This is a genomic window from Herbinix hemicellulosilytica, assembly GCF_002904165.1.
Classification (GTDB): Bacteria; Bacillota; Clostridia; order Lachnospirales; family Lachnospiraceae; genus Mobilitalea; species Mobilitalea hemicellulosilytica.
Map to the genome: position 1 here is coordinate 296,101 of NZ_CVTD020000008.1, position 24,471 is coordinate 320,571.

18 protein-coding genes and 1 riboswitch are annotated in these 24,471 nt (G+C 36.0%); of the genes, 17 read left to right on the forward strand and 1 reads right to left on the reverse strand.

Annotated elements, in window-relative coordinates:
• Positions 1–56: 56 nt before the first annotated feature.
• From dxs to HHT355_RS02440, 12 genes are all read left to right on the forward strand, one after another.
• On the forward strand, positions 57–1,931 hold the full coding sequence (gene dxs / locus HHT355_RS02390; protein ID WP_242967495.1) for a 1-deoxy-D-xylulose-5-phosphate synthase: 1,875 nt from the start codon (positions 57–59) through the stop codon (positions 1,929–1,931).
• Between the two features lie 38 nt (positions 1,932–1,969).
• Positions 1,970–2,797, forward strand: coding sequence for a TlyA family RNA methyltransferase (locus tag HHT355_RS02395; protein WP_103201853.1), 828 nt, complete (start codon positions 1,970–1,972; stop codon positions 2,795–2,797).
• 139 nt (positions 2,798–2,936) lie between these two features.
• Entirely contained in the window at positions 2,937–3,800 is an 864-nt protein-coding gene (locus tag HHT355_RS02400; RefSeq protein WP_103201854.1) for an NAD(+)/NADH kinase, read from the forward strand.
• A gap of 30 nt (positions 3,801–3,830) precedes the next feature.
• Positions 3,831–4,289, forward strand: a complete 459-nt coding sequence (argR, locus tag HHT355_RS02405) for an arginine repressor (protein ID WP_103201855.1) — start codon at positions 3,831–3,833, stop codon at positions 4,287–4,289.
• Positions 4,290–4,423: 134 nt separating this feature from the next.
• Positions 4,424–5,152: a YebC/PmpR family DNA-binding transcriptional regulator gene (locus tag HHT355_RS02410; RefSeq protein WP_103201856.1), complete on the forward strand. Its 729-nt coding sequence runs from the start codon at positions 4,424–4,426 to the stop codon at positions 5,150–5,152.
• A 285-nt stretch (positions 5,153–5,437) separates the two neighbouring features.
• Positions 5,438–6,613, forward strand: a complete 1,176-nt coding sequence (locus tag HHT355_RS02415; RefSeq protein WP_103201453.1) for an ISL3 family transposase — start codon at positions 5,438–5,440, stop codon at positions 6,611–6,613.
• Positions 6,614–6,900: 287 nt separating this feature from the next.
• Complete coding sequence (locus HHT355_RS02420) at positions 6,901–7,458, forward strand: hypothetical protein (protein WP_103201857.1); 558 nt, start codon at positions 6,901–6,903, stop codon at positions 7,456–7,458.
• A gap of 112 nt (positions 7,459–7,570) precedes the next feature.
• Positions 7,571–8,422 (forward strand): methyl-accepting chemotaxis protein, encoded by an 852-nt coding sequence (locus HHT355_RS13700; RefSeq protein ID WP_199179141.1) that lies wholly within the window; start codon positions 7,571–7,573, stop codon positions 8,420–8,422.
• Positions 8,418–8,909 (forward strand): methyl-accepting chemotaxis protein, encoded by a 492-nt coding sequence (locus HHT355_RS13705; RefSeq protein WP_242967512.1) that lies wholly within the window; start codon positions 8,418–8,420, stop codon positions 8,907–8,909. The genes HHT355_RS13700 and HHT355_RS13705 overlap by 5 nt, the downstream gene beginning before the upstream one ends.
• A gap of 232 nt (positions 8,910–9,141) precedes the next feature.
• The gene (locus HHT355_RS02430; protein ID WP_103201858.1) at positions 9,142–9,966 is read left to right on the forward strand and encodes an endonuclease VIII; all 825 of its coding nucleotides are present in this window, start codon (positions 9,142–9,144) and stop codon (positions 9,964–9,966) included.
• Positions 9,967–10,131: 165 nt separating this feature from the next.
• Positions 10,132–10,216: riboswitch (cyclic di-GMP riboswitch) on the forward strand.
• Between the two features lie 147 nt (positions 10,217–10,363).
• On the forward strand, positions 10,364–12,325 hold the full coding sequence (locus HHT355_RS02435; protein ID WP_103201859.1) for a methyl-accepting chemotaxis protein: 1,962 nt from the start codon (positions 10,364–10,366) through the stop codon (positions 12,323–12,325).
• Between the two features lie 338 nt (positions 12,326–12,663).
• The gene (locus HHT355_RS02440) at positions 12,664–13,107 is read left to right on the forward strand and encodes a GNAT family N-acetyltransferase (protein WP_103201860.1); all 444 of its coding nucleotides are present in this window, start codon (positions 12,664–12,666) and stop codon (positions 13,105–13,107) included.
• 68 nt (positions 13,108–13,175) lie between these two features.
• Here HHT355_RS02440 and HHT355_RS02445 read toward each other — a convergent pair whose 3' ends face one another.
• Positions 13,176–14,393 carry a class I SAM-dependent rRNA methyltransferase gene (locus tag HHT355_RS02445; protein WP_103201861.1) on the reverse strand — a complete coding sequence of 406 codons (1,218 nt, stop codon included), beginning with the start codon at positions 14,391–14,393 and terminating at the stop codon, positions 13,176–13,178.
• Positions 14,394–14,866: 473 nt separating this feature from the next.
• On the opposite strand from HHT355_RS02445, the gene HHT355_RS02450 reads away from it, so the two are divergent.
• From HHT355_RS02450 to HHT355_RS02470, 5 genes are all read left to right on the forward strand, one after another.
• The gene (locus tag HHT355_RS02450; RefSeq protein WP_103201862.1) at positions 14,867–15,520 is read left to right on the forward strand and encodes a hypothetical protein; all 654 of its coding nucleotides are present in this window, start codon (positions 14,867–14,869) and stop codon (positions 15,518–15,520) included.
• A gap of 352 nt (positions 15,521–15,872) precedes the next feature.
• Positions 15,873–17,186, forward strand: coding sequence for an MFS transporter (locus HHT355_RS02455; protein WP_103201863.1), 1,314 nt, complete (start codon positions 15,873–15,875; stop codon positions 17,184–17,186).
• 132 nt (positions 17,187–17,318) lie between these two features.
• Positions 17,319–18,683, forward strand: coding sequence for a VanW family protein (locus HHT355_RS02460; RefSeq protein ID WP_103201864.1), 1,365 nt, complete (start codon positions 17,319–17,321; stop codon positions 18,681–18,683).
• 152 nt (positions 18,684–18,835) lie between these two features.
• Positions 18,836–20,161, forward strand: a complete 1,326-nt coding sequence (locus tag HHT355_RS02465) for an MATE family efflux transporter (protein WP_103201865.1) — start codon at positions 18,836–18,838, stop codon at positions 20,159–20,161.
• A gap of 274 nt (positions 20,162–20,435) precedes the next feature.
• Complete coding sequence (locus HHT355_RS02470; RefSeq protein ID WP_103201866.1) at positions 20,436–24,227, forward strand: Ig-like domain-containing protein; 3,792 nt, start codon at positions 20,436–20,438, stop codon at positions 24,225–24,227.
• Positions 24,228–24,471 lie beyond the last annotated feature (244 nt).

A 24,471-nucleotide genomic window follows, 5' to 3' on the forward strand; every position in this document is an offset into this window, starting at 1 on the left:
GTTTATATGTTGAACGTTCGGACGAAAATAAAAGTCCGGAAATGAGGTGTGCGAAATTGCCCAATTTATTGGATAAAATAAATAAAGCCAACGACATCAAAAATATAAACCCGCAGGACTATAAGAAGCTGGCTGATGAAATCAGGTATTTTCTTATATCAAATGTCAGCAAGACAGGAGGACACCTGGCTTCCAATCTTGGGGTTGTGGAGCTTACCATGGCCCTGCACCTGTTTTTGGATTTACCCAAGGATAAACTTATATGGGATGTGGGACACCAATCATATACTCATAAGATTTTAACCGGCAGAAAAGAAGGGTTTGCAAAACTTCGTCAAATGGGCGGAATAAGCGGCTTTCCGAAAAGAAAAGAAAGCGAGTGCGATTCATTCGATACGGGGCACAGCTCAACCGCCATATCTGCGGCTTTGGGTATGGTTAAAGCCAGGGATTTAAAAGGAGAAAACAATAAAATCGTTGCCGTAATAGGTGATGGGGCTTTAACAGGCGGCCTGGCGTATGAAGCCCTGAACAATGCGGGAAGGTTAAAATCAAATCTTATTATAATTCTTAACGACAATAAAATGTCCATATCAAAAAATGTGGGCGGTATGGCCAATTACCTGGCAAAACTAAGAACCAATACCAAATATACGGATTTTAAAGAAAATATGGAGAATATTTTAACTTCGAAGCTGCCCGGCGGAAAGGATATAGTAAGCCGTCTGAAACGGTCCAAGGATGCAATTAAGCACTTTATGCTTCCGAATATGTTGTTTGAAGATATGGGGCTTACCTATATAGGGCCTATAGACGGCCATAATATAAACAGCATATTATCTGCTCTTAATACAGCTAGCAGAGCTAATAAAGCGGTGGTTATCCATGTAATAACCAAGAAGGGCAAAGGTTATGTTCCTGCCGAAAAGCATCCGAGCAAATACCATGGTATTGATCCGTTTTATATAAATAACGGAAAGACAAAGGGAAAGGCAAAAGCAGAAACCTATACCAAGGTTTTTTCATCCGCCCTGATAAAAGCAGCAGAAAAGAACGAAAAAGTGGTGGCTATAACGGCTGCCATGCCTTACGGTACGGGATTACATGCGTTTAAAAAAGTTTTTCCGAACCGCTTTTTTGACGTAGGAATAGCTGAAGAACATGCGGTTACCTTTGCGGCAGGCCTGGCGACGGAAGGACTTAGGCCTGTGGTTGCCATATATTCTACATTTTTACAACGATCATATGATCAGATAATCCATGATGTATGTATAAATAATCTTCCGGTTGTATTTGCCATAGACCGGGCAGGAATTTGCGGTAAAGACGGTGAAACTCACCAGGGAATTTTTGACTTGTCTTTCTTAAGCCATATACCGAATATGGTGGTTATGGCGCCAAAAAACAAATGGGAACTGGAAGATATGCTGGAGTTTGCCCTGGCTTATGACGGCCCTGTGGCTATAAGATACCCCAAAGGGGAAGCTTATCAGGGCTTTGCTGAATACAGGGAGCCGGTAATATTAGGCAAGAGTGAGATTCTAAGTAAGGCAGAAAAAATCGCCATTCTTGCGGTGGGAAGCATGGTTAAGACTGCGGAAGCAGTATTAGAAAAGCTTAAAGAACATGATTTAGATGCCACTTTGGTTAATGTACGTTTTGTATCTCCTATAGATTATGAGATGATAGATGAACTTTCAAAAGATCACCATATTTTTATTACTATGGAGGATAATGTAAGAACCGGAGGCTTCGGCCAGATGGTATCCGACTATATTTGCAGAAATAATATACAAAATATCAGGCATATAAATTTCTCTATACCTGATATGTTTATAGAACATGGAGAAGTAGATGAGTTGTTCAGAAAGTATGGGCTTGATGCTGACAGCATATCAAGAAAGATACTTGATGAACTTGAAAATGAGTAAATAGACGAAATGATAAATAAAGCGGAAAGTGTGATTTTATGAAGGAACGGTTAGATGTACTTTTGGTGAATCGAAATCTGGCTCCTTCCAGGGAAAAAGCTAAAGCTATAATTATGGCCGGAAATGTATATGTGGACGGACAAAAGGAAGATAAAGCCGGAAGTACATTTCCCGTGGATGTAAAGATAGAAATAAAAGGAGAAAAACTTAAATATGTAAGCCGCGGAGGCATAAAGCTAGAGAAGGCATTAGAAGTTTTTCCCATAAGTCTTAGCGGAAAAATCTGCATGGATGTAGGGGCGTCCACCGGCGGGTTTACCGATTGTATGCTGCAAAACGGTGCCAAAAAGGTATATGCTGTTGATGTAGGTACCAATCAGCTGGCATGGAGCCTAAGACAGGACGAACGGGTCATATCCATGGAAAAAACAAATATACGATATCTGACCCGTGACCAAATTCAGGATGATATTGCTTTTTCATCAATTGATGTATCGTTTATCTCGTTAACGAAAGTCCTTTTGCCTGTAAAGGAATTATTGGCTAAAGACGGGGAAATTGTGTGCTTAATTAAGCCCCAGTTTGAAGCAGGCCGGGAAAAGGTAGGCAAAAAAGGGGTTGTTAGGGATAAAAAAGTGCATATGGAAGTAATCAGGACAGTTTCTTCATTTGCAAATGAAATAGGATTTGACTGCCTTGGGATTACGTATTCACCTATTAAAGGGCCGGAAGGTAATATAGAATATTTATTACACCTGAAAACGGCAAAAAACTCGGATGGTTTATCGCAGCAGGATTCAAGAATAGAATTACAAGATGAGGCAATTGAGGAAATTGTTCTAAATGCTCATGAACAGCTTCAATAATTAATGTGAATGAGTGTATGTAAAATTATGTTTAAATATACTCAAAATATGATTAATAATACTAAAAATAGTAAGGTTTGCTTGAATTTCATTATATAATATGATAAACTTTTATCGATAATCAGGGGAGCAAGCTTATATGGACAGATTTTTAATTATCACAAATGAGGACAAAGATAAAGATAATATTATTACGGAACATATATCCCGGTATATTAAAGAATCGGGGAAAAAAGCTGTTCTTGCCAATGTCCGGTCTCTGGAGGAAAGCAAAGAGGCGTACGATAGTCTTGATGTTGAATGCGCCATAGTATTGGGAGGAGACGGGACTATAATTCGGTGTGCAACCCATCTGATGAACATGAATATCCCTATTCTTGGCATTAATCTGGGGACGGTAGGTTTTCTTGCAGAAATAGAAAAAAATCATACTATCGATGCTTTAAATAAGTTATTTGCTGATGATTATGTGGTAGAAAACAGAATAATGCTTAGAGGGGAACTTTATAAAGGGAACTGTCATATAAGCTCGGATGATAAGTATTTTTATGAAGGTTATGCACTAAATGACATAGTTATAACAAGGATGGGTTTATCAAGAATTATAAGTATGCAAATATTCGTAAATGACCAATTGATTGACGATTATAGGGGAGACGGGGTTATTATATCGACACCGACCGGCTCGACAGCTTACAATTTATCCGCAGGAGGCCCGATTATAGCTTCAAAAGCGGATGTCATGGTTATTACTCCGATCTGTCCTCACTCCCTGAGTCCAAGAAGCGTGGTTGTATCGGCTGAAGATAATATTATGATTGTAATAAGGGAAAGCAAAAAGACCCAGCCGGATGAAGCCATCGCAACTTTTGACGGGCAAAATGTGATTGAACTAGGCACAAATGACAAAATAATAATTAGGAAGGCAGAACATGTCACAAAACTGATTCGGTTGAACAATACCAGTTTGTTTGAGGTTTTGCGTTCAAAGCTTAATAAATGAAAAACTATGATAGAAAGGCATTGATAAACAATGAAACTGAGCAGACAAAGCAAAATATTGGAGCTGATTAACAAATATGATATTGAAACCCAGGAAGAACTGGCAGAATGGTTAATGAAAGAAGGATATAATGTGACCCAGGCCACAGTGTCCAGGGACATCAGAGAATTAAAACTGACCAAGGTGGCTGTTGACGGCGGCAGACAAAAATATATTGCCATACAAAAGACAGAACCGGGACTTAGCGAAAAGTATACCCGGGTACTTAGGGAAGGATTTTTGTCCATGGATATGGCTCAAAATATCCTTGTGATTAAAACCGTATCAGGTATGGCTATGGCTGTAGCTGCCGCTTTGGATGCTCTGCAGATGAACAGTATAGTAGGCTGTATTGCAGGAGACGACACTATTATGTGCGCTATAAGAACAGCCGAAGAAACTGTATCTGTTATGGAAAAGCTAAGAAAAATTATTGACAACGTGGAATAGCAAAAAACTATTCCACCTGCTACATATGATCTTTTTTTGAGTATGGGCAGAATATAAAGTGTAACGGGACATATTTTTCATTAAGACAATTGATATTTAAGATTAACAGACTTTAACAGGTAAGGAGAGTTTTTATGGCTGGACATTCAAAGTTTGCTAATATTAAACATAAAAAAGAAAAAAATGATGCAGCAAAAGGTAAAATATTTACGAAACTTGGGCGTGAAATAGCTGTAGCGGTAAAAGAAGGCGGACCGGATCCTAATACCAACAGCCGTTTAAGAGATGTTATCGCAAAAGCAAAGTCCAATAATATGCCCAATGATACAATAGAGCGCAGTATAAAGAAGGCAGCAGGAGATATAAATGCCGTTAACTACGAGCCTATTACATATGAAGGATATGGGCCTAACGGAACGGCAATAATAGTTGAAGCCTTAACCGACAATAAGAACAGGACTGCGGCCAATGTCAGGGCAGCCTTTTCAAAAGGAAACGGTAATGTCGGCACAACAGGCTGTGTATCCTTTATGTTCGACCGCAAAGGCCAAATTATAATAGACAAGGAAGAATGCAGTTTAAATTCTGATGATCTGATGATGATTGCTCTGGATGCAGGAGCTGAAGATTTCATAGAAGAGGAAGACAGCTACGAAATTTTAACCGATCCGGATTCTTTCAGCGCAGTTAGAGAAAAGCTTGAAAGCGAAGGTATACCTATGGTACAGGCCGAAGTCACCATGATTCCTCAGACCTGGGTACAGCTTACCGACGAGCAGGATATTAAGAATATGAGAAGAATCCTTGACCTGCTCGAAGAAGATGATGACGTACAGGAAGTGTACCATAATTGGGATGAGTAATCGAGACGGTAAAATAAACTTTAAATTAGGATTTTCACGATAAAATATAATAAAGATCACCAATAAGATTACTGGTTTAATTATTTTAAAATATAGGGCAATTAAAATCCTTCTTTTATCACTACTGAACGGAAGTGGTAAATGAAGGATTTTTTTATAAAAATAGGTTCTATAATAAATGTTGGGGTAAGTGAATCATTTAGTTCACAACCCCAGCATTTTAGTTTATAATAAAAAAACCTCCCAGTGCCAGTCAATAAGTAGACCACCAGGAGGTAAATAAATATGCTTAATAAGCATATCACATCTTTATTAAATTTGGAAGGTATTTTTGTAAAAAAAATCAACCACGCAGATAATTATTTAAAAATTTATATTGAAACAAAAGCCACAACACAGATTTGCCCTTGTTGTCATCAACAAACTAAACAGATACATGATTACCGTTATCAAAAAATTAAAGATTTACCTTTACAGTTCAAAGACTGCTATCTAATTCTTAAAAAAAGGCGGTATCGTTGTAAGTGTGGAAAACGTTTTTATGAAAAATATCCCTTTTTAGCTAGATATCAGCAACGAACCACTCGTCTTACTCAATACATAGCTAATGAATTACGAAATTCGGTTTCTATAAAAGCTGTTGCTGAAAAATCTAATGTATCTCATTCAACGGTCACTAGAATTCTGGATACTATTCATTATTCTAGTTTCCCTTTGAAAGATGCTATTGCTATTGATGAATTTAAAGGTAACGCTGAAACAGGTAAATATCAATGTATTATTGTTAATCCTAAAAAGAATTACATTATGGACATCCTACCTGACAGAACTCAATCTCATCTTTCTGCTTATTTTAGAGAAATGAATCGTAATGAAAGGCATCGGGTAAAATTCTTTGTTTGTGATATGTGGCAGCCATATGTTGATTTAGCTTATAGTTATTTTCCTAATGCTGTAGTAATTATTGATAAATATCATTTCATAAGGCATGTAACCTGGGCAATAGAAAATGTACGTAAAAGAATACAAAAATCCATGTCTCCTACTTTGAGAAAATACTACAAAAGAAGCCGTAAATTAATTCTTACCAGGTATTATAAGTTAAAGGATGAAGATAAAAAAGCCTGTGATCTTATGCTGCTTTATAACGATGATTTAAGGAAAGCTCATATGCTTAAAGAATGGTTTTATGATATTTGTCATAATGAAAAGTATTCTATTCAAAGAAAAGAATTATTTGAATGGATAAAGAATGCAGAAAACTCAGGCATTAAAGAGTTTAAAAAATGTGCAGCAACTTTCCGACATTGGTCAAAAGAAATACTAAATGCATTTAAATATGGCTTAACCAATGGTGTAACAGAGGGATTTAATAATAAAATAAAGGTACTTAAGCGTATATCATATGGTATAAAAAACTTTGAAAGATTTCGTACACGTATCTTACATTCTTGCAATTAAATAAAAATAAATATGACTGGCACGAGGTTTATTTGTCATGCCCAAAAACAGGTATTGGTGAGTCAATCATAAAAATAGGCTCTAAGCCTAGTGTTTTAGCATGATTCAAACATATCATACCCCAACACTTGACAAAGAGCCTAAAAATAATTAGTTTGGACATGTAGCTTGTCATATATTTTCTATAATGCTTAACTTTTTTCAGGTTAATGAATTTTAACTTGATAAAAGATTGAAAAAAATAAAATCATGATATATAATGTCAAAAAAATATATAGGGGGAAAATATGGTACTACTCTCTAATATTATATCAGTTAATAAATTCATTCTAAAAAAGTATAAGAAGCTTAAGTTAGAAAAAGATTTAATGTGTCTAAAATTAGAATTTAATAATAATAGGTTAAGAAAAAAAGATAAAAAGAATATAAAAAAATATGTTAAATGTAATTATAATTTAAAACGTGCGAAAAGTGTTGAAGAAATTAAGGCAATATATAAAAAATTTTTAAAAGGTTTAGTAGAAAATGATTTAGTAAAAAAAGATTTAGGAGAAAAAGATTTAGAAAAAAAAGATTTAAAAGTATTAGATATAATGGAGAATATTTTAAAAAGATATAAAGATTATTTGGACACATATAATATCGATAAAACTATAACCTTAGCTTTGGCAATACTTAGTATAGGCTTGTCGATTATATCAATTCAATTTGATAATCAAAATAAAAATCATAATCAAAATAATATTCAAATTCAAACTATTTACCAAGATCAATTTAATTATCAATATCAATTAGATAACCATAAAAAGTTAGATAATCAAAGTCAATGGCGTTCTTCAGGCTAATATACAGCTTTCTAAAGTAAGTGATTTTGTTACTGAAATATCAAATGAAGGTTCAAGTGTCTATGTTTTATCCAGACAAAAGACTGTACTAGCTAATCCTAACATCGATTATGTGCAGAACCAGGAGGATTTCAGTGTTCTGGAATTTGTCCAAAAAGAACATGACGGTCAAAATTCAAGTATGCGCACAGAAAATATCAGCGGTGAAAAAGTTATTGTCAGTTCCTGTTTGGATGATTTAACAGGCTGGTTAATAGTTGTGGAAACTCCTGTTTCAACCGCAATGAAATCTGCCTATAGTTTAATTGGCTTATCTGTAATTATGTTTATAATTGCAATAATAGTAGTTATTTTTCTTGGAGGTATTTTTTCAAATAGTTTTACAAAACCCCTTGTCAATTTATCATCTGTTATCAAAACCATATCTGACGGAGAACTGAAAGATTTTGATATCAGCATAAATAGGGATGATGAAATCGGTCAATTATATAATAGCTTTAAGACTATGACCAAAAATTTAAGGGACCTGGTAGGCAGTATACAGACGGTTTCTACATCTTTGGCAGCCCAATCACAGCAATTATTCAGGGCAACTGATGAAAGTACTCAAACCCTGACACAAGTAGTTACAACTATAAATGAAATGGCTCAGGGTAACAGCGACCAGGCTATGATGCTACAAGGGACAACAGATGCTATTAAGGAAGTTAATAATATTGTTTCAAATGCTACTGAAAAGACTGTTATTGCGGCGGATAAGGCTAAAGAATCAATAAATTTAGCTATGGCAGGTCAAAAAGCTCTGGAGCGTCAAAGTCAAAAAATTGAAGAAAACAACAAGTATACGAATTCTGTCGGAGATTCTATACAGGAACTGGCTGCAATGGCAGATGAGATACATAATATTATAGGAGTAATAAATTTCAGGTCAAACAAACCTTCTTTCCTTAAATGCATCAATTGAAGCTGCCCGCGCAGGAGAGGCAGGACGCGGTTTTGCTGTTGTTGCGGATGAAATACGAAAGCTGGCAGAACAATCGAGCAATTCTACAAAAAAGATAGAGGAAATAGTCAATAATATAAACAGTAAAATTGAAGAAACCGTTAAGAATATGAACAAAGTTAAGGACAGTGTTCAGGTAATGGAGACATCAGCAGCCGACACTAATGAGAGTTTTGACAAGATTTTTGCTTCTATTACCGAACTTGCCCAAATTGTACGTGATGTTAACGAAGCATTTGAGGAAATCAGTAACCAGACACAAGAGGTAACAGATCAGGCGGCAAATATTTCCGCTGTAGTTGAACAGGCATCAGACAGCATGGAAGAAATTGCAGCTTCATCGGAAGAACAGCTGGCATCTATGGAAACGATTTCTCAGTCTACGGGCCAGTTGGAAAATATGGCTAAAGAACTCCTTGATTATGTAAAGAAATTCAAATTAAAATAATTAAAAATGAAGTTTCAAATTGTAAGATCCTGCATTTATTTTAAATTGATAAATGCAGGATTTTATCATAAAAAAGAAACTTTAAAAAAACAACAAGATAAAAATAAAAAGGAATAGCTAGTATCAAAGGTGAGATGTTTCAGCTAAATAATAAAATATTGTTGATATTTTAATTGACACATTCGAACATTTGTTTTATCATGAAATAAAATATATAAATGAGGTGGATATAGTGATAGAGATACCGGAGAGTTATACAATTGCCAAACAATTAAATCAGACAGTTAAGGGGAAGACAATCAGTTATGTTAAAGCAAACCAATCGCCCCATGCTTTTGCATGGTATTTTGGAAATCCGGAAGATTATAATGATTTACTGTCAGGAAAAACCGTAGGCTTATCATCTCCGGTCTCTGGATTGATAGAAATAGAAATAGAGGACTGCCGTTTGGTTTTTGGCGACGGTGCTGCAGTCCGCTACTATGATGATTTAAAAAAGGTACCTAAAAAACATCAATTATACGTTGAATTTGATGATTCTACTGCTATAGTTTGTACGGTTCAGATGTATGGCGGTATGTGGGCATTCCGGGATGGTGAGTTTAAAAACTTGTATTATCTTGGAGCCAAAGAAAAACCATCACCGCTTTCTGAAAAATTTGATAAGGAATATTTCCGGTCATTAAGGACCGAAGATACAAAGAAGTTATCAGCCAAAGCTTTTCTGGCAACCCAGCAGCGTATACCCGGATTGGGAAACGGAGTATTGCAGGACATTCTATATCTGTCAGGAATACATCCCAAGAGAAAAATGTTTGATATTTCTGATGAGGAATACGACAGGCTATTTGAATCTATTAAAGATACCCTGAGAAAAATGGCTGACCTTGGTGGAAGGGATACAGAGAAAGATTTATTCGGCAATCCGGGTGGTTATAAAACCTATCTGAGCAAGAAGACTTTAATGACTCCCTGTGTGAAATGTGGACATGAATTGCACAAGGAAAGTTTTATGGGTGGAACCATTTATTATTGCGAATATTGTCAGGTATTATAACAGATATTTATATCCTCCAAAAGTCACAACATAAGAGTGATAATTGGAGGATTTTTAGATCTTATTTATAAAATTAAATACATTTTAATATTTATCTTGATTTTTTTTAAAATAAGTCATAGAATATAGAACAATATAGTACACAAAATGTGAATTTATGGGACATTGCGACAAAGGCAAACTTAGCGAAAGCTAGGGACGCAAAGCTATGGGCCTTCCAGATTATGCTGATGGCTGCCAGGCTGCCCAATTCCGCTATAACTATGTCGCATAAGCGACTTTTTTTATTTTATTAACTATGCAATTACTGTTGGGGTTACAGTTACATAAATATCTTTTTTATGTATTGTGACATCTTGCAGACAGTTGGGCTAAATTTATTAAAGGAGGGATATAATTGAAGCTCAGGACGAAGCTTTTATCATTTTTCTTGGCTATTAGTCTTATTCCGTTACTGATACTGTCTACAGTATCACTTTCTTCTTTTGTTTCAAAATCACAAAAAGATACATACGAGAAAAATGAGTACAAATTGAAAATAGCAGAAGCTGAAATTAACTGGATGCTGGAGGAGAGCTTCAATATACTTTATACTATTTCAAATCAGCCGTCAGTCCGGAATTTTGATGTTACAAATGTGAAAAAGATTCTTAGAGAAGTTATTGCAATAAATCCCAATATTGTAATTGCTCTTGACAATATCAAAGGAGATCAGGTTGTAAAAAGCAATGATGATGAACTGACGAATGTAAGTGACAGGGATTTCTTTCAGCAGGCTATAAATGGAACAGAGAAATATATATCGGATGTAATACAGGCAAGAACTACGGGACAATCGATGATTGTTATATCAACCCCTGTCCGCGACTTGGGTGATAAAATAGTAGGAGTCCTTCAGGCAAATATTTATCTTTCTGTAATTAATGATCTTATTACGGAGCTATCACAGGACGGTTCAAGTGTTTACGTTCTTTCGAAAGAGGGTAAAGTCCTTGCCCATCCTGTAACCGAATATGTTCAAAATCAGGAAGATTTCAGCGGTTTGGATTTTGTTAAGGCAGGGCTTGAAGGACAGACAGCAACTTCGAATACAAAAAATATTACCGGAGAAAAAGTAATTGTAAGCTATAACTTAAATGAAACAACCGGGTGGCTAATTGTTGTTGAAACACCGGTTAAGACTGCGATGCAGACAGCTTACAGGCTTCTTAATTTATTTATTGTTATGTTTGTTGTTGCGGTCATAGTTGTTACTATTTTAAGCAGGTTCATTTCGAAAACTTTATCCAAGCCATTGGTTGAATTATCAGCTGTAGTTAAATCAATCGCTGACGGAGACTTAAAAGATTATGATATAAAAATTAAATCAAAAGATGAAATAGGACAATTATATCATGGTTTTAAAACTATGACTCAGAATTTAAGAAATCTTGTAGGAAATATCCAAAATGTTTCCACATCGTTAGCAGCCCAGTCACAGCAATTATTCAGGGCTACCGATGAATCCACCCAAACCTTGACTCAAGTCGTTACAACCATAAACGAAATGGCTCAGGGCAACAGCGACCAGGCTTTGATGGTTCAGGGGACGACAGATGCAATTAAGGCCGTTAATGATATAGTTTCAAAAGCTACGGTTAAGACGTCAGTTGCGGCAGACAAGGCTTCAGAATCCATAGATTTGGCTGTGGCAGGACAGAAGGCATTGGAGCGTCAAAGTCAAAAGATAGAAGAAAACAATAAATATACCAGTTCTGTCGGAGAATCGATACAGGAACTTGCGGCTATGGCAGATGAAATTCGCAATATTGTGGGTGTGATTGACCAGATTACAGGTCAGACCAACCTACTCTCCTTAAATGCATCTATTGAAGCAGCCCGTGCTGGGGAAGCAGGGCGCGGATTTGCGGTTGTTGCGGAAGAAATAAGAAAGCTTGCGGAGCAATCCAGTAATTCTACTAAGAAGATAGAGAATATAGTAAATAATATAAACAGCAAAATTGAAGAAACAGTCCATAATATGAACAAGGTTAAAGAAAGTGTTCAGGTTATGGAAATGTCGGCAGCAGATACAAATGATAGCTTTGACAAGATATTTTCTTCAATTACCGAACTGGCTCAAATTGTACGTGATGTAAACGATGCGTTTGAAGAAATCAATAACAAGACTCAGGAAGTGGCAGATCAGGCGACGAATATTTCAGCTGTGGTTGAAGAAGCTGCTGCAAGTATGGAGGAAATTTCAGCTTCTTCAGAAGAACAGTTGGCCTCAATGGAAACAATTGCTCAATCATCCGGACAATTAGAAAATATGGCTAAAGAACTCCTTTCACAGGTAAAAAGATTTAAGATACAATAAATGATTTTAACTTATGATTATATTTAATATCTATTTGTAATAAGTCTAATACCGATAAAATATAAAAGATTAAAAGTACCTCTCGGTGCTAAATATTAACTGTCACCGGGAGGTATTGTTTTTATGAACAAAAATATCAAGGCTTTGAATAAATTGGATTAACACAGCCTGATATATCGACAAATTTTACATAAATAAAATTATATAAATATAAATGTCTAAACAATGCGAGAAGGAAATTGAAAGACTTTGATTATGGCACAATTGCAAAATTATATAACTAAACAGTCGAATTAAAATGACGATGAAACATTTTAAAGAAAGAAGGTAAAGTATAAATGGTACGTTTAGAAATTGTCTCTGAAAATACTTTTTTTCCTGTTTTAAAGCTGAAAGTTAGAACAGAGCAGGAAGAATTTGTGTCATCTAATTTAATATCCCTTGCACAAGCCTGGCTGTATTATGATAAAGCTAAGCCCTATGCCATAATGGATGATGATACTGTTGTCGGTTTTCTGATGTTTGATTGGGATGAAGAAGAACGGACGGTTGGTATTTGGAGGTTTATGATAGGTGCGGATTATCAAGGAAAAGGATATGGCCGTGCGGCTCTTACTCAAGCTATAAATATGATTCGTGATACCGGAAAATTTGATACGGTCTATTTGGGGTATGTACCCGGTAATGAAGTTGCCGAAAAATTATATTATTCACTAGGATTTAAAGACAGCAATGAGAGAGATGGAGATGAAATTATATTAAAATTATCATTAACGGATTAGCCACAGGCAGCAATGACAAATAAAAAAATATAAAATGGGGCTTTTAAAAGCCCCATATAATTTTAATACTAAACGATTTGGAAAATATAAAATTTTAAATAATTGGTCTCAGGGACATTCCATAAAATTGGATGGTCCTTGCTTTGCTGCCGTGCCTCGATTTGAAGTAAGCCGACACCGGCTTCTTTGGCAGCTTTATTTAAGGTATGCTTAAATAATTCCTCGTTCATAAAATGGGAACAGGAACAGGTTGCCAGATATCCTCCTCGTGGCAGCAGTCTCATGGCCGTTTTATTGATTTCAAGATACCCCTTGGCGGCATTTTTGATGGTATCTCTTGATTTGGTAAAAGCCGGCGGGTCCAGGATAATAAAATCATAAACCCTTGGTTTTTCCAGTAACTCTTTGAGATAATCAAAGACATCCGCAGTCACAAATTCTATATTTTCAATATTATTGTTTTTGGCGTTTAAAGCAGCCATGTCAATAGCAGTTTGGGAGATATCAACCGCAGTTACTTTCTTTGCACCGCCTTTGGCGGCATTTAAGGCAAAGGACCCGGTATGGGTAAAACAGTCCAGTACGGTTTTTCCTTTTGCTATATCCTGTATGGCTTTGCGGTTATATTTCTGGTCCAGGAAAAAACCTGTTTTTTGTCCGTTTTCAATATCTACATTATAAGTAATACCGTTTTCTGTGATGGTAGTCAAACATGATTCGATATGTGGCAGGCCTTCATACCAGCCTTTAAATTGCTGCAGTCCTTCCAATTCCCTTATTTTTACGTCATTTCTGAAATAATAACCGTCAATAACCTGCCCGTCTTCTCTTAAAATCTCATCCAGCAGGTGAATCAGCATATCTATTCTTTTTTCAATTCCTAATGACAACACCTGAATTACAATCAGATTGTTGAAACGATCAACGGTCAGACCGGGAAAACGGTCGGCTTCACCGAAAATCAGTCTGCAGTTGTTGATATCTTCCTGCATAACCGTTTTTCTATAACTATAGGCATGCTGCAATCTTCTTTTGAAAAAAGCTTCATCAAATTTGTCGTTAGCATTTGTTGAAATTATTCTGACTCCGATTTTAGAAAAGGTATTTATAAAGCCTGTCCCCAAATAAGAACCTTTTGGAGAGAATACATCGACCAGATCTCCGTTTTCAAAACTGCCGTTATATTCTGTAATTTCTTCAGTATAGACCCATGGGTGGCCGCTCTGCAGTGAAAGTGCAGCTTTCTTTGTGACGCGCACCGACGGGAAATTTCGTTGTATTTTCATCCTTAATCACCATTTACTATTTAATCAAAAACAGTGAAAAAAGGCAACAAAAATTAAAGTTATTTCCCGTTTTTGAAATAATACAGAAAATTATAAAAAGTTTTATTGCGAAATCAATATAATTTTCGGATATTATAAAGAAAGTATTGGTAATAAAAAATTTTTTAAACGTTTTCCCCAATTTTTTTTATTGAAAATATTCTAAATTGATATAAAATATACTTAAAACAAGTTGTTATTTTGGAGCAAAGTTATAAAATTTAATATTTTGTTGAATTTTTTTTATTTTAATTTATAATGAAATATGAACTGGAATCATTTTCTAGTTAAATAGTATTAATATCAAGGATGACTTAAAGGATATTGAATATTAAATTGCGGCTGAAATATTAAAATCTGAATATTAAGAGCAATTAGATTAAATCTGATTGCTTTTATACTTTTTATAATTATTTAACCTGGGAGGAAGCGAAATGAGATTTTTATTTTGCAATATTGTATGGCTTGATTATTACAAAGGTATTTATGAAGGGGTAGATGTGCCTGTCGGCGGCGGTGATATATATAAACAGACAGGAGATGTCCATGAGAAGTATAATTTTGAGGCTGTTGAAATATATGGAGAAACAGAACGATATTGTCTGGGTTATGTTGCAACAAAAGCTACAAAAACTCAAAATCAGTTACATATAGAAAAAATAAGCGGATGTGAAGAATATCATAATCATGACTATGTAGATGATGTAACTGTCATTTACTGCGCAAAACACCCTGCGCATAATTTTATTACAGTAGTAGGGTGGTATAAGCATGCAACTGTTTACAGATACTATCAGCAGATGGAATTTCCTTCTAATGTCCCCGGTGATGACAGCGTATATATACAATACTATAATGCTATAGCAAGAGCAAATGATTGTGTCTTACTTCCGCGGAGGGAAAGAAGCCTGTATAACAAATGGAACGTTCCAAAAAGAACGTCCGGTGCGGCTTTCGGGTTCGGACAGTCAAATATTTGGTTTGCCACAGAAGAAAATGACCTGTTAAAAAAATATCTTGAAAAATTAAAAAATCAGATAGAAGAATATGACGGTGAAAATTGGCTCTATAAATATCCGGAGATATAATAGATATAAAATTTGAAGATCCTACACTGCCAACAGCACTTGTAGGGTCTTTTTTATAAGTACATTAAGTATTAACATGCAAAATTAAAGACACAGTATAAATTATATGTTTTTAAATGCGACTTTTTTATATTTGATATTAAAATTTTTATTTATTGTTTAGGTGAGAATCGGCGTATTATTTATAGATACAATAGAAGAAAGTGTGAAAGGATATTATATACTTGACGGATTATAAGTCCAAGCCCAATTTCTATTTTCTTAAGAAGGGGTATTGAAATACATATATTCTAATGATATACTACCATTCATCTATGATTAATATGACAAAGAAGGATGTTTTTAGATACATATGAAGAATATTTTGGCCTACATAATTAAAGTACGGATACCCCATGCGGTTAATTCGCTTACATCTTCTGAAAACCGGGTTTTAAGGCTGTTTACTTTTGAAGGTATTCTTATTACTATGATTAACAATCTAGTCGGCAGTCACAATAATTTGTTTGCTACAAGACTGGGGGCCAGTGATTATGAACTCGGACTTGTTACAATGCTTCCGCAGCTAGTGGGAATGGTTGTGTTAATTCCTGGTGGAATACTGACCGACAGTATGAAAAATAAGCGTGACATGGTAACTTCTGCCTTATGTGCCGTGGCGTTTATATATACTCTTATAGGGTTTGTTCCGGCTTTCGGTTCGTACAAGCTGGGGGTTTTTTTATTTTTGCTGGCTTTGTCATCGGCACCTATGACTGTTTATAATGTATCCTGGCAGGCATATTTTTCTGATGTGGTTCATCCCAACGGAAGAAACAGTATTTTGGCTGTAAGATCGGCTATCGGTTTTTTGGTGGGTGTAACCATAACCATGACAAGCGGAGCTCTTTTGTCCCGGGCAGATTTAAACAGTGATAAAATCCGACTGCATCAGATATTTTTATGGATTGGGGCTTTGCTTTTGCTTATCCAGATTTTTGTTTTAAGAAAGATACCCGGAGAAAGTGCCAAAAAGACCAACAGGATAAGTATTTATGAAATAAAAAAAGCATTTTCAGAACTACTTCATAATCGCAGGTTTTTAGGATTTGCAGGTGTTGCCTTATTTTTTTATATGACATGGCACAGTGACTGGACTCTTTATTTTATCGGAGAAACACAGTATCTTGGCATGAATGAGGCATGGTTAAGTTATGTGAATATAGGGAATGCAGTTATACAGTTTTTAACCATGGGAATTTGGAGCAAAATAAATTCAAAGCATGGGGTAAGATTTGCCATTATATTTGGAAGCTTAGGCATAGCCTTATGTCCTGTTGCAATGATATTTACAACAGGACTTAATATGGCAAATGCAAAACTAATTTTCCTTATCTTAAACATACTTTTTAATATAACTTTGGCTACTACAAATTTAAATATTATACAGTGTTTGCTTGAGGTTATACCTGAAAGCAATAAAACATTAAATATTTCCGTATATACGACGCTGGTTACCTTGTCTAACGGTATTATGCCCATGTTGGGTGTTGCCTTATATCAAGCTTTAGGTGGGGATTTAAAGGCATTGCAAACAGTTTTTTGGATAATATTTGTGCTTAGGATAATTGCCACCGGCCTTTGGGCTTTAAGATGGTGGATACTTAGAAAAGCAAATGAAGTGTAATACAATTTTATTGTGCTTGATTAATTGATATCATATGTTAAAATAAAGTATAAGCATTTTGATTCTTTTATATGGATCCATTGTTTATTTGATAAGGTTAAAACAGTGTTTTAGCTTCTGAGAGGTGATTGAATGAAAAAATCAGGTATATTTTTAGCCTTTATATCCTTGATGATTTTAATAATGATTATATTTGTTTTTCCGACAAAAGCCTATGCAGACGGGACAGAGGATAGGATATGTAACGGAGTTTTTATAGATACGGTTGATGTTAGCGGAATGACAGCCCAGGAAGCCAAAGAGGCATTAAAAAGACATATTGATGAACTTCGAAAAAAAAGCTTTGCCCTGGTTGTCGAAGGCAAAACAATTATTGTAACAATGGAGGATTTGGACTATTCATTTGAACCAAACAATTATATTAAACAGGCCTTAGGCCTTGGTAAGTCAGGCAATCTGATCAAACGATATAAGGACAGTAAAGATATTGAACATGGCAAAAAAGTTTATCCATTGACGTTTACATACGATGAAAATAAGCTCAGAAAGATTGTAGAAGTTGATGCAAGAAGTTATGAAAAAGCACCCAAAAATGCATCTTTCAGCAGAAAGAACGGTGAATTTGTTTATACCGACCATGTTTTAGGCTTTAAAATAGAAGTTGAGCCTACTATCGAAGCTATAAAGGAAAAACTGGATAACTGGAATCGTATGGATTTTGTGGTTCATGCGGTTACCAGCGAAGTAGAGCCCGAGTTTACAAGAGAAGAACTTGAAAAATGTAATTCTATTCTCGGCGAATTTACCACTGAATTTACCAGTTCCAGTGAAGACAGGGCTGCCAATCTTGCAAACGGTGCAAGATTAATTAACAACGCAATACTCTATCCCGGGGATATATTTTCCAGTCTCAGTTACCTGCTTCCTTTCTCGTTGGAAAACGGGTATTATATGGCAGGTTCATATAATGCGGGAAGAGTCGAGCAGACAATCGGCGGAGGAGCCTGTCAGGTTACTACAACTTTATATAATGCAGCTTTATTGGCAGAACTTGAAATAGTTGAACGGTACAATCACTCCATGACGGTATCTTATGTGGATTTGGCTTTCGATGCTGCAGTATCGGAAAGTGCGGGAAAAGATTTTCGTATAAAAAATAACACCGATATGCCTATTTTAATCGAAGCATTCAGCGAAAACAAAAAAATCACCTTCAGAATTTGGGGACATGAAACCAGAGACACTAAAAACAGAAAAGTTAAATTTGAAAACAAGATTATAAAAGAAATTAATCCTTCTTCAAAAGAGAAGATAACTTATGATCCTACCAAACCGTCAACATACAGAGTTGTAACTCAGCAAGCCAAGAAAGGATATTATGCCGAGCTTTACAAGGTTGTATATGAAAACGGAACGGAAGTAAGCAGAGAGCTTATTAATAAGAGTTACTACAATGCCGAACCGGCGCATGTAACAATAGGATCAAAGAAGAACTAATTCTAAAATTGGAAACTATGCTCGTTTAATATATCCGATAACAGGGGCAGCCATATTTAGAAAAGGCAGCCCCTCTTTATAATTAGCCGAACAGGAAATAATAGGTTTTACTAATGATAATTTCTATAGGAGATACACTAGGGAGAGATAAGATGTTTTCAAACAGAGATTTGCTGAAGCTAATAATACCCTTGATTATTGAGCAGATTTTGGCTGTCACCGTTGGAATGGCGGACGGTGTTATGGTGGCAAGAGTCGGAGAGGCAGCGGTATCAGGAGTTTCCATTGTAGACAGCATAAATACCCTTCTTATAGGCCTGTTTAGTGCAGTGGCGACAGGAGGAGCGGTTGTTTCTTCCCAGTATTTGGGACAAAAGAAGGAAGACAAAGCTTCAATGGCAGGTGAACAGCTTATTGTATCGATTTTGGCTCTGTCTTCGGCTTTTATGATTGTTGTTTTAATCGGTCGTAATTTTTTACTGAATTTGCTTTTTGGCGGTGTCGAAGCTGATGTTATGACGAATGCCAGAATATACTTTTTTTATACGGCTCTGTCATATCCGTTTTTGGGAGTATATAATGCCAGTGCAGCCCTTTTCCGTTCCATGGGTAACTCAAAAGTTTCCATGAAGACTTCGATTATTGCAAACTTAATTAATATTGTCGGAAACGCCATATTGATTTTTGGATTAAAAATGGGTGTAGCCGGTGCTGCTATTCCGACGCTGATTTCAAGAATCTTTTCATGTGTGGTTATGTTTATATTGCTTCTTAATAAAAGCAGGCCGATTAATATCGGAAATATATTAAAATATAAATTCGATATCAAAATGGTTAAAAGGATACTAAAAATAGGTATACCAAACGGTATGGAAAACAGCGTTTTTCAAATCGGAAAAATTTTAGTTCAGGGCATTGTGGCAGGATTAGGAACGGCATCTATTACGGCAAATTCAATCTCTACAAATATAGGAGGTTTTGGTGTCTTGCCGGGTTCTGCCGTTGGATTGGCATTGATTACCGTAGTCGGTCAGTGTGTAGGAGCAAAAGATTATGACGGAGTTAAAACTTATACCAAAAAATTGATGAAAATAACCCATCTTAGTATGGCAGTAATTAATGCTGTTATCATATTGCTTATACCGTCTATTTTAAGAATATATCAAGTCAGCGATGAGACCTCGAAAATAGCATCATCACTAATGCTATATCACTGTATTCTATCCACTTTTTTCTGGCCGCCGTCATTTACACTACCAAACGCCTTGCGAGCAGCCGGCGACGTAAAATACACTATGTGGATTTCAATTTCATCAATGTGGGTTTGGAGAATCGGCTTAAGCTATTTGCTTGCTATACCAATGAAAATGGGAGTTTTAGGTGTTTGGATTGCCATGACTGTTGACTGGGTATTCAGGGCAAGCTGTTTTATATACCGTTTTGAAAAAGAAAAGTACCGAACAGTTTCATCATTATAAAGAATAAAGATTTGTGGGATTGGCAAACTTTAATTAATTATAACGGGTATACTGATAAGCCGTGTAGAGAAGAAAAATATAGGCTTATCAGATGTATCCCGATTTTTTTATTTAGAATTATATGCTGAGGATAAAATATGTTATTTTATCAGGTAAAATGACACATAAGTGCCAAAAAATTCATTTAAAATTAAGTCAAACAGAGCTAATTTATTATTTATTTTAGCCGATATATTTCATAGGACGTACCTTATTTATACATAGGAGGTTAAATATGAGAAATAAAGTAAAAACAGGGTCTTATCTTATTACATGCATATTGATAATGTTTGCTATATATATATTTTCGGGAAACAGTGTCCATGCTACGGGAGTAGTTAGCCCGGATCAATTTTATTTTGGTGTGGACAGTCAGGATACAAAACCCGGATCTGAAATTGAGTTGACGAGAGAACAGGCGTTGATATATATAAAAATGAAAAACTCTTCAACAGGAAAAGACGGACTTCCTGACGATGCAACAGTTGAATGGATTACTTCAGAACCTAAAGTCGTTTCTTTAACTCCTCATACCGAAAACGGTTTTATTTGGCTTAATCGTAAAGGACCCGGCTACTCGACTATTACTGCCATAGTCAGGTATGGCAATTTTAATTATACCCTTAGTATTTTGGTTAAAGTAAATATGGAAATTAATCATGCCCAAACCGGTACAGAAATAGTCACCACAACCAATGACAGAATTCTGAAAATGTATGTTGGAGATACAAAACAGATTTATCTCAAATATGTGGATTATAAGAAAGAAGCAGAAACCGTAAGTGGTGAAGCCATTACCGCAGCTGCAGTTACATGGGAAAGCAGCAATGAAAGTGTTGTCACTGTCGATGAAGAAGGTAAAGTTAAAGCAGAAGGGAGCGGTAGTGCCACTATTACTATAACCAGCAATACCATGTCGTCTAAGGACAGAGTTCTTAAAGAAACCTTAACGGTTGTCGTTGTGCCTACTTTTTACTACAGCAACGGCAGTGATGTCTGGTATTCAAGTGAAAGCAATAATAATTTTGTTCCGGTTGAGATTCCGCTTCGTGAATTCTTTATAACTTCACAAGCGACTTTTGCCACAAATTTAAAATGGGAAGTATATGATGCCAGTTCGAATAAAAAACTTACTCCAGACAGCAAAAAACTTAATTATTATGTAAGTGAAAACAGCGGAACTGTTTACTTTACCAATGTAAAAGCAGGTACTTATGAAATATATGCATTTGCTAATGAAAAATATAATGTCAATACAAGAGTCCCTTATGCATATATGAAAATTATTGTACCTATAGACTTAGGCAATGAAGACATTGTTATGAACGTTAACGATACATACGACTTAACAGAGAATTCCAATATACCTGATTTTAGTATATTTAATGTTTGGTATGAAAAAGAATCAGACAAGCAAATAGCTGTTGTAAATTCAAAAGGCGTTATAACGGCAAAAAGCAAAGGACAAATAACAATTCACCTTAAGTATATAGAAGATTCAAATTTATATGATCCTGGTTCCGAATATGCAGAGGAAAAAACCATAAAAGTTACGGTTATAGACAGTATTGCCTTGAGTGCTACAGAGGCCGTGCTTTATACTCAGGGGACTTTGTATTTGCATGCCGTTGTTACCGACCGTACCGTACCTATAGTCTGGAGCAGCAGCAACCCCAGTGTAGCAAAAGTTGAAGACGGTTTGGTAACAGCTTTGAAGCCTGGTGTGGCTATAATTACAGCACAACAGACCATAAACGGTGTTGTTAAGTCAGCAACCTGTGAAATTACGGTACGGCAATCAGTGACCAGCATTAAATTAGATCCTGCCAATATTAATATAGCCATAGGGGAATATAAAACACTTAAGGCTACGCTTACACCTAAGATCAACGGCATTAAACTGGTTTGGAGAACATCAAACGATAAGGTAGTAAAAATAGTTGAAACCAGCGACCTTACCGTGACCATACAGGGTGTATCCGGCGGTACAGCAGTTATTTCTGCAATTAATGAAGAAAATATTGTGGTAGGTTACTGTCATGTGGTTGTAAGGCAACCGGTAACAAGCATTAAATTATCGGATACCTCTGTAAATATTAATTTGGGAGCAAGAAGCATCCAGCTTAGAGCCATTGTGTACCCCGAAAATGCAACGAACAAAGAAGTAAAATGGACATCGTCCAATACTTCTATCGCCAGGGTTAATGATAACGGTCTGGTGACCCTGATAAGACCGGGTGAAGTTACAATAATAGCTACATCCGTAGATAATCCTGATGCAATGGCTTTATGTAATATCACAATTGAAATACCTGTGACTAGCGTGGCATTGGATGATAAAGAAGTTACCATGTATGTTGGGGAGACCAAACGGTTAACGTATACCGTGCTTCCTGTTAATGCCAGCAAGAATCAGGTTACCTGGACATCTACCAACCCCAGCGTTGCTACGGTAGACGCGGCCGGAAGAGTAACGGCAAGGCAGGTTGGAACCGCTGTTATTATGGTTAAAACTCTGGACGGCGGGCATACCGCTTACTGCACGGTAAATGTTAAGCAAATTGCACAAGGCGTTAAATTTGCCGAATCTGAGATAGAAATGTATACCGGACAGGTCCATGAACTTGAATATGCATTAGTTCCTGTAAATGCGACCGATGCTGAATTGTTCTGGGAGTCCAGTGATACCAAGGTTGCTGTAGTTGATGAGACAGGAAAAGTAACCGCAAAGGGAGCCGGTGTAACATTTATAATTGCCAGAACCAAAGCAGGCGGAATGTCTTATGTTAAAGTAACCGTAAAAGAGCCTGTAAAAGGATTAATCCTTAACTTTACTGAAAAAACCATATACGTAAGGGATACGTTTGAACTTAAGGTATCCTTAACGCCCAGTGAGGCATCTAACCAGCAAGTAGAATGGAAGAGTTCAAATACCAATGTTGCTACCGTATCCGAAAACGGTATAGTAACAGGTGTAGCATCCGGTACTGCTATTATTACCTGTACCACAAAAGAGGGAGGTTTTACCGCCAGCTGCTTTGTTGTTGTAAGAGAACGGCTTACCGATATGAAATTAAATTATGACGAATATAGGCTTAGTTTAGGTAAAACATTTACTCTAACGGTTATGGTTGACGGTAAACCGATTACGGACCAGCAATTCAAATGGACATCCAGCAATTCGGACGTAGCATCCGTTAATAAGAACGGAAAGGTTACGGGTAATAAATTAGGCAAGGCTGTTATAACTGCTTACGCTTTAGACGGAAGCGGTGGGTACGCAAGCTGTGAAGTAGAAGTAGTAAGACCTGTAACAAGAATTACCTTGAATAAAAATTATCTTACTATGACTATCGGACAGACGGTACAGTTAAAAGCCAAGGTAGAACCCAGCAATGCCACATACAAAACACCTTACTGGACTGTAGAAGGAGCAGGAGATGTAGTTTATGTAGACGATGACGGATATGTAACTGCATTAAAAGAAGGCACAGTAAATGTAATAGCCAGGGCTCGGGATGACAGTGAAAAATTTGCAATATGCCAGGTTGTAGTTTTAAAACCGGTACCCGCTACATCTGTAATTCTTTCAGATAAAACAATAACAATGGTTGAGGGAGAATCAAAAACTATTAATTATAGATTAAGTCCTGTCAATTCTACCGATAATGTGACCTGGAGTACCGATAATTCTTCCGTTGCCACCGTATCAAACAGCGGAAAGGTTACCGCAAAATCAACAGGAACAGCCTATATTACGGCAATGACAGATTCGGGAAAAACAGCAACTACACAGGTTAATGTGGTAGGGCTTAATGTTAAGAAATTGACCCTTGAGCAATATGACCGTTATACATTATATGTTGAAGGAGCAACTTCAAGAGTAAACTGGCATTCGACCAATCCTGATGTAGCCACAGTCCAAAACGGTAATATCATTGCAAGGGCAATAGGAACAACCACTATTGTGGCAAGAGTAAACGGAAGAGAGCTTACCTGTAAGGTAACCGTTGTTAAGATTAAATAGTGATTAATAAGAATTTAAAAAAGCTGTCTTAGGATCTAATAAATCCTAAGGCAGCTGTTTTATATTATAGAAAATCAGACCCTACGGGTTTAATCTTGTAAAAAATGTAATTGATATATAAAAAATGTCTAATTTATTGTCTATAAAAACGAAAATTCCTTATCAAATCAAATGACAATTGATTAAAAACGCATAGTATGTTACAATTTAGCTGAACATACGTTTTGCTTAATTAATCCGTAAA